Annotated in this window: 7 protein-coding genes; 4 read left to right on the top strand and 3 right to left on the bottom strand. The window is 71.5% G+C overall.

Going from position 1 to position 11681, the window contains the following annotated elements:
* Nucleotides 1-113: 113 nt before the first annotated feature.
* The 3 genes from ACIQ5Y_RS37805 to ACIQ5Y_RS37815 are packed head-to-tail and all read right to left on the bottom strand — an operon-like array spanning nucleotide 114 to nucleotide 3717.
* On the bottom strand, nucleotides 114-1268 hold the full coding sequence (locus ACIQ5Y_RS37805; protein WP_403891395.1) for an ADP-ribosylglycohydrolase family protein: 1155 nt from the start codon (nucleotides 1266-1268) through the stop codon (nucleotides 114-116).
* Entirely contained in the window at nucleotides 1265-2734 is a 1470-nt protein-coding gene (locus ACIQ5Y_RS37810) for an ADP-ribosylglycohydrolase family protein (RefSeq protein WP_403891398.1), read from the bottom strand. The genes ACIQ5Y_RS37805 and ACIQ5Y_RS37810 overlap by 4 nt, the downstream gene beginning before the upstream one ends.
* Nucleotides 2731-3717: an ADP-ribosylglycohydrolase family protein gene (locus ACIQ5Y_RS37815; RefSeq protein ID WP_403891401.1), complete on the bottom strand. Its 987-nt coding sequence runs from the start codon at nucleotides 3715-3717 to the stop codon at nucleotides 2731-2733. Before ACIQ5Y_RS37815 ends, ACIQ5Y_RS37810 begins: the two co-directional genes overlap by 4 nt.
* A 246-nt stretch (nucleotides 3718-3963) precedes the next feature.
* Between ACIQ5Y_RS37815 and ACIQ5Y_RS37820 the strand changes: the two genes are divergently transcribed.
* The 4 genes from ACIQ5Y_RS37820 (at nucleotide 3964) to ACIQ5Y_RS37835 (ending at nucleotide 11667) form a co-directional block, all read left to right on the top strand.
* Nucleotides 3964-4695, top strand: a complete 732-nt coding sequence (locus tag ACIQ5Y_RS37820; RefSeq protein ID WP_403891404.1) for a VIT1/CCC1 transporter family protein — start codon at nucleotides 3964-3966, stop codon at nucleotides 4693-4695.
* Between the two features lie 372 nt (nucleotides 4696-5067).
* Entirely contained in the window at nucleotides 5068-9606 is a 4539-nt protein-coding gene (gene gltB, locus ACIQ5Y_RS37825; RefSeq protein WP_403891479.1) for a glutamate synthase large subunit, read from the top strand.
* Complete coding sequence (locus ACIQ5Y_RS37830) at nucleotides 9599-11059, top strand: glutamate synthase subunit beta (protein ID WP_403891407.1); 1461 nt, start codon at nucleotides 9599-9601, stop codon at nucleotides 11057-11059. The genes gltB and ACIQ5Y_RS37830 overlap by 8 nt, the downstream gene beginning before the upstream one ends.
* 224 nt (nucleotides 11060-11283) lie before the next feature.
* Nucleotides 11284-11667, top strand: coding sequence for a GntR family transcriptional regulator (locus ACIQ5Y_RS37835; RefSeq protein ID WP_403891410.1), 384 nt, complete (start codon nucleotides 11284-11286; stop codon nucleotides 11665-11667).
* The last annotated feature ends 14 nt before the right edge of the window (nucleotides 11668-11681 follow it).

Here is an 11681-nt window from a genome sequence, read left to right on the forward strand (position 1 = left end):
CCCGGACCCCGGGCGGGGCTGTGGTCCGGAGCCGGCGTGGGGCTGCGCCCCGGGTGGCGGGCCGGGGTGAGTGGACGGGACGTGGCCCGCCGGGGGCGACGGGCAGGGGGGCGTCATCGGGGGGCCGTCAGGGTCGCGAAGGCCCTCTCGTGGGCGGTGCGGCGGCTGTGGTCACGCGCGAAGATCTCACGGGTGACGAGGGCGAGGGACGCGGCCGGGGCGTGCAGGTCGAGGCGGCTGGCCTCCGCCACCTGCTTCGCCCAGGCGGGCGGGACCACCGCCTCCCCGCCCAGTGCTCCGGCGATCGCGCCCGCCATGGTGGCGATGGAGTCGCAGTCCCGGCCGTAATTGACCGCCCCGAGCACGGAGGTCTCGTACGCCCCGTCCGCGATCAGCAGCATGCCGAGCGCGATCGGGAGCTCCTCGATGGAGTGGAGGCGGGAGGGGCGCCGCGCGCCGAGGGACGGGGAACGGTAGTCGGCGCCCACCGAGTCGAACGGGGCGACCGCCGCCCGCAGCGGAGCCAGGGCCGACTCGAAGTCACGGTGGCGGGAGGCGGTTTCCGTGACCGCGGTGATGGCGGCGCGGGTGCCGTCCTTCGCCAGCGCGAGCGCGGTGTCCACCACCGAGGAGGCCGTCGCGCCGGGCAGGCAGGCGGCCGCCACCGCCGCCGCGAACACGCCCGCCGCCTCCCGCCCGTACGAGGACTGGTGCGCGCCGGCGATGTCCAGCGCCTCCGCGTACGCCCCGGCCGGATTGCCCGCGTTGGCGATGCCGACCGGAGCCATGTACATCGCCGCACCGCAGTTGACGATGTTGCCGGAGCCCGCCTCGCGGGGGTCGACGTGCGCGTAGTGGAGGCGGGTGACGATCCACTTCTCGGCCAGGAAGATCCGCTGGAGGGGCAGGGCCTCCGCCTCCAGTTCCGGGATCCAGCGGGGGTTGGTCATCAGGTCCGGGACCAGGTGCTCGGCGACCGCGTAGGCGTCGAGGTGGTCCCGTACGGCCTCGTAGACCCGTACGAGCGCATGGGTCATCAGGGTGTCGTCGGTGACGTGCCCGTCGCCCTTGTGGTACGGGGCGATGGGGCGGGCGGTGCGCCAGTCCTCGTGCCACGGTCCGACGATCCCGTGGATGCGGCCGCCGTGCCGTTCCACGATCTGGTCCGGGGTCCAGCCCTCCACCGGGCCGCCGAGCGCGTCGCCCACGGCTGCTCCGACGAGGGCGCCGGTGGCCCGGTCCTCCAGTGTGAGGCTCGTCAGCGTCATGTCCGAATCATTCCTTGGCTGTTGGGGTTGGGTGAGGTGAGTTCGGTGCGGGTGAGGAGGGTGGCCAGTTCGACGAGGTCGGTGCCGGCCAGGCGGGGGAGGGCGCAGCCGGAGAGGGTGCGGCAGGCCTCGCGCCAGGCGGCGGGGATCGAGTCGCCGCCGCCGAGCGCGCCGGTCAGCGCCCCGGCGAGGGCGGGGGCGGAGTCCGCGACGCGGGACAGGCAGGCCGCGGCCGGGACGGCCTCGGTGACCTTGCCGCGGGCGGCGGTCGCGAGGGCGAGGGCCACGGGGACGGTCTCGGCGGCGGCGATCCCGTAGCTGTAGACGTGGTCGACGATCTCGTGTTCGAGGGTGGGGACGATGGCGAAGGCGCCGCCGTCGGTGTGGGCGCGGGCCAGTTTGACCGCGTGGCGGGCGTTGCGGCCGATCTCGGTGGCCGCGGGGAGCTGGCCGAGCGCGGCGTCGACGGCGGCGTCCACGTCGGGGGTGGCCAGCGCGGTGGCGAGGGCGGCGGCCATGGCGCGGGCGCCGTGGACGCCGTCGCCGTCCTGCGTGTAGCGGGCGTCGAACTCGGCGAGGTCCGCGGCCGCGCCGGGGTCGCCGGGGTGGACGACGGCCAGGACGCAGGCGCGTACGCAGGCGGCGTCGTCGAAGTAGTGCGGGTTGTCGTGGCCGGTGGCGGGCGGGCGCAGGCCGGTGGCGAGATTGCCGAGGCCGGCGCGGACGGAGATCCGGGCGCGGAGGGGGAGTACGGCGGACTCGACCTCGGGGGCCCTTTCGGCGGCCGCGGCGACCTCGGAGGCCAGGGCGTTCCACGCGAGGTCGATGGCGGCGCGCATGCGGCGGGACCGGCTGAGGTCGGAGAGCAGCACGCCCGCGGCGGTGAGCACTGACTCGGCGACGAAGGCCGCCCACTCGGCGTCGTCGGACGGGCCGAGGCGCAGCGGCTCGGGGGGTTGGTTCAGGGCGATGGGGACGGGGAGGGTGGTGGTGGCGTTCTGCTCGGCGAAGGTGTCGAGCTCGCGGGTGAGGCGGCGGGTCCACTCGGGCATGCGGCTCGCGCGGTGGCGGGCCGCGGGCCACCCGGCGGCGTCGCCTGCGGCGAGCCCGAGGAGGAGGCCCTCGATCCGGCGAGGGCCGTTGGCCGGCTGGGCGGGGGCCGAACCGGGGCTCCGCCCCGGACCCCGCTCCTCAAACGCCGGAGGGGCTGGATTGTGGCTGCTGCCATCTGTGATTTCAGCGCCGCCGGGGGCAACCCCAGCCTCGCCGGCGTTTGAGGCGCGGGGGTCCGGGGGCGGAGCCTCCGCCGGGTCCGGGGCGGAGCCCCGGGACGGGGGTCCGGGGGCGGAGCCCCCGGTTTCGGGAAGGGGCGGGGTGGAGGAGAGGCTCCGCGCAGCGGTACCCGCACGCGGCCGGGGGTCCGGACCGGAGGTGGGCGTGTCCGGGGTGAAAGGGGGTGGGGTCATCGGGAGGCCTCGTATTCCGGGGTGAGGAGGTCCGCGATGTCCAGGACGTGGTAGCCCCGCATCGACGGGAGGCAACTGCCGCGGACGGGGCCGATGGCCGAGGACCAGGAGGTGGGGATCGAGGCGGCGCCGGAGAGGGCACCGGCCAGCGCGCCCGCCACCGCCGCCGTGGTGTCGGCGTCGCGGCCCATGTTCACGGCCGTGAGGACGGAGGAGGAGAAGTCGCCGCGGCAGGCCGCGAAGGCGCCGAAGGCCAGGCCGACCGCCTCGGGAGCCAGGTCCGTCCACGGGTAGCCGCCGATGACCACCGCCGAGCGGACCGCCCGTTCGCCGCGCGGGGCGGCCGTCACCGCGCGGCGCAGCGAACGGGCCGTCCAGGAGTCGGAGGGGATCACGGACAGGGCCGCGGAGATCACGGAGGCGGGGGAGCCGCCCGCCATGGCCGCGGCGACCCCGGCGGCGACCGCCTGCCCGCCGTAGATGCCCTCCCCGTCGTGGCTCACCGAGCCGTCGATGGAGACGAGGCGGGCCGCCTCCGCGGGCCGGCCGGCCGCGAAGACGCCGAAGGGCGCCGCCCGCATGGCGAGACCGTCCGACCACGCGTGGCGGTGCTGGGCCGAGATGGGCGCCGCCAGCCCGCGGCGGAGGTTCTCCAGGGTGCCGCGCTCCGAGAACCCGGCGCCGCGGAACGGGCCTTCGTCGAGGTCCGCGATCCAGTGGTGCCAGGCCCGTTCCACGTGGGAGACGGTGAGCGCGGAGCCGTGCCGGGCCAGCAGCAGCCCGGAGAAGATCGCGTACTCGGTGTCGTCCGTGCCCGCCGGGTCGTCCGACACGAAGCCCTCGATCCGGCCCCACTTGGCCCGGATCTCCGACGGCTTCATGTTCTCCGCGGGGGCACCCAGCGCGTCACCCACCGCCAGTCCCAGAAGAGCGCCCCTGGCCCGTTCGAGGAGGACCTGCGGATTGCATGCAATCAGCTCCATGGCGCGCCTCTCCACTTGATGGAACTCATGATGAGCCCTTGGGGGATTTGTGCCACGGCATGTGGTTTGTCGCTCGTCGCGAAACACCCCGCGAACGGTGCCGTCACCCGGTCGCCGACCCCCAAAACCCCAGGTAAGTACGGCCTTCCTTGCTGGCGGGCAGCAGAAATCGTGCGTAGTTTCGAGGTGTTCAGGGGGAGCGGGAGGTCTCGCGGAGCCCGTTGGCACAAATGGGGAGATATCCGTATGTCCATCATCGACATCGAAGCACCGCTGCACACCGCCCACCGGGACAACCACACGCACCGCGACGTCAACGGCGGATGGCTGCGCCCGGCCGTCTTCGGAGCGATGGACGGGCTCGTCTCCAACCTCGCGCTGATGACCGGCGTGGCGGGCGGCGCCGTCGCCCCGCACGTCGTCGTGATCACCGGCCTGGCGGGCCTCGCGGCCGGCGCGTTCTCGATGGCGGCCGGCGAATACACCTCCGTGGCCTCGCAGCGTGAGCTCGTACTCGCCGAACTGGACGTGGAACGTCAGCAGTTGCGCAAGCACCCGATCGACGAGATGGAGGAGCTGGCCGAGCTCTACGTCTCCCGGGGCGTCGAGCCGGCCCTCGCCCGCGAGGTGGCCATGCAGCTGTCCCGCGACCCCGAGCAGGCGCTGGAGATCCACGCCCGCGAGGAGCTCGGGATCGACCCCGACGACCTGCCCTCGCCGATCGTCGCCGCGGTCTCCTCCTTCGGCTCCTTCGCGCTGGGCGCGCTGCTCCCCGTACTGCCGTACCTGCTCGGCGCCACGTCCCTGTGGCCCGCGGTGCTGCTGGCGCTGGCCGGGCTCTTCGCCTGCGGCGCGATCGTCTCCCGGGTCACCGCCCGGACCTGGTGGTACAGCGGTTTGCGCCAGCTTGTCCTGGGTGGCGCCGCTGCCGGTGTGACGTACATCCTGGGAACCTGGATCGGTGGAGCCGTAGGCTGACCGAGCAGGGAGTGCGACACTATGCAGTACTCAACATAAGTAGTCAGTTACCTGGCGGTTTCGATCCCGTGTCCGCCGGGCATCAGACCAGGGCGCCCGGGCAATGATGCCCGCCACGCGCCGGGACCTCCCCGTGCTGCGTTCTCCAGAACACCGCGAAGGTCCCTTCTTTCTGCCTCGTGCGATGTCCGCATGCTGGAATGGCATATCCGCTTCGCGGGATTGTCGTCATCATGTAATCTGCACGAAATTTCGCAGAGGGCCAACGTCGTCCCTCGGCTATGCACATATGCCACGACGACGACGGGAGAGCCGATGCGTTCCGCATCCACGCACTCCGCGACCGGCCTCAGCAACACCGCCTGGTCGCCCATGGACGGTCGCCCCGCCCAGCAGGGCATGTACGACCCGCGCAACGAGAAGGACGCCTGTGGCGTCGGATTCGTGGCGAACCTCACCGGCGAGGCCACCCACACCCTCGTTGAGCAGGCCCTGACCGTACTGCGGAACCTCGAGCACCGCGGCGCCACCGGCTCCGAGCCGGACTCGGGCGACGGTGCCGGAATCCTCTCCCAGGTGCCCGACGCGTTCCTCCGCGAGGTCGCCGGATTCGAGCTCCCCGAGGCCGGCGCGTACGCCGTCGGCATCGCCTTCCTCCCCGCCGACGGCTCCGCACAGGCCGTCGCCGTGGAGCAGATCGAGGCCATCGCCGCCGAGGAGAACCTGACGGTCCTCGGCTGGCGCGAGGTCCCCGTCTCCCCGGACCTGCTCGGCAACGGCGCCCGCGCCACCATGCCGGCCTTCTCCCAGCTCTTCGTGAGCAACGGGACCACCGGCATCGAGCTGGACCGCAAGGCCTTCGTCCTGCGCAAGCGCGCCGAGCGCGAGGCCGGGGTGTACTTCCCCTCGCTCTCCGCCCGCACCATCGTCTACAAGGGCATGCTGACCACCGGCCAGCTGGAGCCCTTCTTCCCGGACCTCTCCGACCGCCGTTTCGCCTCGGCGCTCGCCCTGGTCCACTCGCGCTTCTCCACGAACACCTTCCCGTCGTGGCCGCTCGCCCACCCGTTCCGCTTCGTCGCGCACAACGGTGAGATCAACACGGTCAAGGGCAACCGCAACTGGATGACGGCCCGCGAGTCCCAGCTGGCGTCCGACGCCTTCGGCGAGGGCACGCTGGACCGGATCTTCCCGGTCTGCACCCCGGACGCCTCCGACTCGGCCTCCTTCGACGAGGTCCTGGAGCTCCTCCACCTCGGTGGCCGCTCGCTCCCGCACAGCGTCCTGATGATGATCCCGGAGGCGTGGGAGAACCACACCTCCATGGACCCGGCCCGCCGCGCGTTCTACCAGTACCACTCCACGATGATGGAGCCCTGGGACGGTCCGGCCTGCGTCACCTTCACCGACGGCACCCAGGTCGGCGCGGTCCTCGACCGCAACGGTCTGCGCCCCGGCCGCTACTGGGTCACCGACGACGGCCTCGTCGTCCTCGGCTCCGAGGTCGGCGTGCTCGACATCGACCCGGCCAAGGTCGTCCGCAAGGGCCGCCTGCAGCCCGGCAAGATGTTCCTCGTCGACACCGCCCAGAAGCGGATCATCGAGGACGACGAGATCAAGGACGAGCTGGCCGCCGCCGCCCCGTACGCGGAGTGGCTGGAGACCGGCGAGATCGAGCTGTCGGACCTGCCCGAGCGTGAGCACATCGTGCACACCCACGCCTCGGTCACCCGCCGCCAGCAGACCTTCGGCTACACCGAGGAAGAGCTCCGCGTCATCCTCGCGCCGATGGCCCGCACCGGCGGCGAGCCGCTCGGCTCCATGGGCACGGACTCGCCGATCGCGGCCCTGTCCGAGCGCCCCCGGCTGCTCTTCGACTACTTCACCCAGCTGTTCGCGCAGGTCACCAACCCGCCGCTGGACGCCATCCGCGAGGAGCTCGTCACCTCGCTGCTGTCCTCGATCGGCCCGGAGTCCAACCTCCTGGACCCGACCGCCGCGTCGTGCCGCAGCATCACGCTGCCCTTCCCGGTGATCGACAACGACGAGCTGGCCAAGCTCATCCACATCAACGCCGACGGCGACATGCCGGGCATGAAGGCGGCCACCCTCTCGGGCCTCTACCGGGTCTCGGGCGGCGCCGACGCGCTCGCCGCGCGGATCGCGGAGATCCGTACCGAGGCCGACGCCGCCATCGCGGCCGGCGCCCGCCTGATCGTCCTGTCGGACCGCCACTCGGACGCCGAGCACGCGCCGATCCCGTCGCTGCTGCTCACCTCCGCCGTGCACCACCACCTCATCGCGACCAAGCAGCGCACCCAGGTGGGCCTGCTCGTCGAGGCCGGTGACGTCCGCGAGGTCCACCACGTCGCGCTGCTCATCGGCTACGGCGCCGCCGCGGTCAACCCGTACCTCGCCATGGAGTCCGTCGAGGACCTGCTGCGCGCCGGTACGTTCATCGAGGGCATCGAGCCCGAGAAGGCCATCAAGAACCTGATCTACGCGCTCGGCAAGGGCGTCCTGAAGGTCATGTCCAAGATGGGCATCTCCACCGTCGCCTCCTACCGCGGCGCCCAGGTCTTCGAGGCCGTCGGCCTGAACGACGACTTCGTCGGCGCGTACTTCGCGGGCACCGCCACCAAGATCGGCGGCGCGGGCCTGGACGTCATCGCCAAGGAGGTGGCCGCGCGCCACGCCAAGGCGTACCCGGCCTCCGGCATCGCGGCCTCGCACCGCGCGCTGGAGATCGGCGGCGAGTACCAGTGGCGCCGCGAGGGCGAGCCGCACCTGTTCGACCCGGAGACGGTCTTCCGCCTCCAGCACGCCACCCGCAACCGCCGGTACGACATCTTCCGGCAGTACACGGACCGCGTGAACGAGCAGTCCGAGCGCCTGATGACGCTCCGCGGCCTGTTCGGCTTCAAGAGCGACCGCCAGTCGATCTCCATCGACGAGGTCGAGCCGGTCTCCGAGATCGTCAAGCGCTTCTCCACCGGCGCCATGTCGTACGGCTCCATCTCCAAGGAGGCGCACGAGACCCTCGCCATCGCCATGAACCAGCTGGGCGCCAAGTCCAACACCGGTGAGGGCGGCGAGGACCCGGAGCGCCTGTACGACCCGGCGCGGCGTTCGTCGATCAAGCAGGTCGCCTCCGGCCGCTTCGGCGTCACCTCCGAGTACCTGGTCAACGCGGACGACATCCAGATCAAGATGGCGCAGGGTGCCAAGCCCGGCGAGGGCGGCCAGCTGCCCGGCCACAAGGTCTACCCGTGGGTCGCCAAGACGCGTCACTCCACCCCGGGCGTCGGCCTGATCTCCCCGCCGCCGCACCACGACATCTACTCCATCGAGGACCTGGCTCAGCTGATCCACGACCTCAAGAACGCCAACCCGGTCGCGCGCATCCACGTGAAGCTCGTCTCCGAGGTCGGCGTGGGTACGGTCGCGGCCGGTGTCTCCAAGGCCCACGCGGACGTCGTCCTGATCTCCGGCCACGACGGCGGAACGGGCGCCTCCCCGCTCACCTCGCTGAAGCACGCGGGCGGTCCCTGGGAGCTCGGCCTCGCCGAGACCCAGCAGACCCTGCTGCTCAACGGGCTGCGCGACCGGATCGTCGTCCAGACCGACGGCCAGCTCAAGACCGGCCGCGACGTGGTCATCGCCGCGCTGCTCGGCGCCGAGGAGTTCGGTTTCGCGACCGCGCCGCTCGTCGTCTCCGGCTGCGTCATGATGCGCGTCTGCCACCTGGACACCTGCCCCGTCGGCATCGCCACCCAGAACCCGGTCCTGCGGAGTCGCTTCTCCGGCAAGCCCGAGTTCGTCGTCAACTTCTTCGAGTTCATCGCGGAGGAGGTGCGCGAGCTCCTCGCCGAGCTGGGCTTCCGCACGATCGAGGAGGCCGTCGGCCACGCCGAGCTGCTCGACACGACGAAGGCCGTCACGCACTGGAAGGCGCAGGGTCTCGACCTGGAGCCGCTCTTCTACGTGCCCGAGCTGCCCGAGGGCGCGGTCCGCCACGCCCTGATCGAGCAGGACCACGGTCTGGAGAAGGCCCTCGACAACGAGCTCATCGAGCTCGCGGCCGACGCGCTGAACGCCGAGTCCGCCGAGGCGGCCCTGCCGGTCCGCGCCCAGGTCGCGATCCGCAACATCAACCGGACCGTCGGCACCATGCTCGGCCACCACGTGACCAAGAAGTTCGGTGGAGCGGGCCTGCCCGACAACACCATCGACCTGACCTTCACGGGTTCGGCGGGCCAGTCCTTCGGCGCCTTCGTGCCGAAGGGTGTCACCCTGCGCCTGGAGGGCGACGCCAACGACTACGTCGGCAAGGGCCTCTCCGGTGGCCGGATCGTGGTCCGCCCGGACCGCGCCGCCGACCACCTCGCCGAGTACTCCACCATCGCCGGCAACACCATCGGCTACGGAGCCACCGGCGGCGAGATGTTCCTGCGCGGCCGCACCGGCGAACGCTTCTGCGTCCGCAACTCCGGCGCCCTGGTCGTCTCGGAGGGCGTGGGCGACCACGGCTGCGAGTACATGACCGGCGGCACGGCGGTCGTCCTGGGCGAGACGGGCCGCAACTTCGCGGCCGGCATGTCGGGTGGCGTCGCGTACGTCATCGACCTCGACCCGAACAACGTCAACGTCGGCAACGCGGGCGCGGTCGAGGCCCTGTCCGACACCGACAAGCAGTGGCTGCACGATGTGGTGCGCCGCCACGAGGAGGAGACCGGCTCGACCGTGGCCGCGAAGCTCCTGGCTGACTGGTCCGTCGCGGCGGCCCGCTTCAGCAAGATCATCCCGACCACGTACAAGGCAGTGCTCGCCGCCAAGGAAGCCGCTGAGCTCGCCGGACTCTCGGAATCCGAGACCACGGAGAAGATGATGGAGGCGGCGACCAATGGCTGACCCGAAGGGCTTCCTCACCACCCCCCGCGAGACCCAGTGCTCCCGTCCCGTCGCCGAACGGCTTCAGGACTGGAACGAGGTCTACGTCCCGGGCTCGCTGCTCCCGATCATCAGCAAGCAGGCCGGCCGCTGCATGGACTGCGGCATCCCGTTCTGCCACAACGGCTGCCCGCTCGGGAACCTGATCCCCGAGTGGAACGACTTCGCGTACCGCGAGGACTGGTCCGCGGCCTCGGAGCGCCTGCACGCGACGAACAACTTCCCGGAGTTCACGGGCCGTCTGTGCCCGGCCCCGTGTGAGTCGGCGTGCGTGCTCGGCATCAACCAGCCGGCCGTCACCATCAAGAACGTCGAAGTCTCGATCATCGACAAGGCCTGGGACAACGGCGACGTCACCCCGCAGGCGCCCGAGCGCCTGTCCGGGAAGACCGCCGCCGTCATCGGCTCGGGCCCGGCCGGTCTGGCCGCCGCCCAGCAGCTGACCCGGGCCGGCCACACCGTGGTCGTGTACGAGCGCGCCGACCGCATCGGCGGCCTGCTGCGCTACGGCATCCCCGAGTTCAAGATGGAGAAGGTGCACATCAACCGCCGCATCGAGCAGATGCGCGCGGAGGGCACCAAGTTCCGCACCGGCATCGAGGTCGGCCGCGACATCACCGCCACCGACCTGCGCAAGCGGTTCGACGCGGTCGTCATCGCGGCGGGCGCCACCGTCTCCCGCGACCTCCCGGTCCCGGGCCGCGACCTGAACGGCATCCACTTCGCGATGGAGTACCTGCCGCTCGCGAACAAGGTCCAGGAGGGCGACTTCCTGGCCCCGCCGATCACCGCCGAAGGCAAGCACGTGGTCGTCATCGGCGGCGGCGACACCGGCGCGGACTGCGTGGGCACCGCCCACCGCCAGGGCGCGGCCTCGGTCACGCAGCTGGAGATCATGCCGAAGCCGGGCGAGGACCGGAACGCCAACCAGCCGTGGCCGACCTTCCCGATGCTGTACAAGGTCACCTCGGCTCACGAGGAGGGCGGCGAGCGGGTCTACTCCGTCAACACCACCCACTTCGAGGGCGACGAGGACGGCAACGTCAAGGCGCTGCACCTCGTCGAGGTCGAGTTCATCGACGGCAAGCTCACCACCAAGCCCGGCACCGAGCGCGTCCTCCCCGCGCAGCTGGTCACCCTGGCGATGGGCTTCACCGGCACCGACCAGGCCAACGGCCTGGTGGAGCAGTTCGGCCTGGAGCTCGACGGCCGCGGCAACGTGTCCCGCGACGCGTCCTACGCGACCAACGTCGACGGCGTCTTCGTCGCCGGTGACGCCGGCCGCGGCCAGTCGCTGATCGTCTGGGCCATCGCGGAAGGCCGCTCGGCCGCCCGCGGCGTGGACCGCTTCCTGACCGGCAGCAGCACCCTCCCGTACCCGGTCAAGCCGACGGACCGCTCGCTGACCGTCTGACACGGACGGCAGTACCCGTAGTACCCGCAGTACCCCCGCCCCGCGAAGGGCGGGACCCCTCATACGGTCCGTACAACGGCGTACGGAACTCCCGACACAGCGCCCGCCATAGTCCCCGACCAGGGATGGCGGGCGCTGTGGCGTTTCCGGGGCGTGGCCTCTTGACGGCGACCGCACACGCATAGTCCTATAGTGCTAGGAAGCTAGATGAATAGAGGTGGGCAGTGATCGAGTTTCACCTCGATGCCCGGTCCGGTGTCGCCCCGTACATGCAGCTCATCCACCAGGTGCGTCAGGCCCTGCGGCTGGGTCTGCTCTCGGAGGGGGACCGGCTTCCGACGGTCAAGGACGTCGCCGCATCCGTGGCGATCAACCCGAACACCGTGCTCAAGGCGTACCGGGAACTCGAATACGAGGGACTGGTCGCCAAGAAGCCCGGAGTCGGGACCTTCATCTCCGGGACGCTCGGCGACGACGCCTCGCTGTCCGAGCACGAGCCGCTGCGACAGGAGTTGCAGCGGTGGCTGGAGAAGGCGCGGAGCGCCGGGCTGGACGAGGAGAGCATCGAGGCGCTGTTCCAGAGCACCTTCCGTAATCGCAGCACGTAGACGCACACGCACGC

Source organism: Streptomyces sp. NPDC096339 (assembly GCF_044762985.1).
GTDB lineage: Bacteria > Actinomycetota > Actinomycetes > Streptomycetales > Streptomycetaceae > Streptomyces.

Coding starts and splice junctions, on each gene's coding strand:
- ACIQ5Y_RS37805 (WP_403891395.1), bottom strand. CDS start 1,268: ATGACGCTGACGAGCCTCACACTGGAGGACCGGGCCACCGGCGCCCTC.
- ACIQ5Y_RS37810 (WP_403891398.1), bottom strand. CDS start 2,734: ATGACCCCACCCCCTTTCACCCCGGACACGCCCACCTCCGGTCCGGAC.
- ACIQ5Y_RS37815 (WP_403891401.1), bottom strand. CDS start 3,717: ATGGAGCTGATTGCATGCAATCCGCAGGTCCTCCTCGAACGGGCCAGG.
- ACIQ5Y_RS37820 (WP_403891404.1), top strand. CDS start 3,964: ATGTCCATCATCGACATCGAAGCACCGCTGCACACCGCCCACCGGGAC.
- gltB (WP_403891479.1), top strand. CDS start 5,068: ATGGACGGTCGCCCCGCCCAGCAGGGCATGTACGACCCGCGCAACGAG.
- ACIQ5Y_RS37830 (WP_403891407.1), top strand. CDS start 9,599: ATGGCTGACCCGAAGGGCTTCCTCACCACCCCCCGCGAGACCCAGTGC.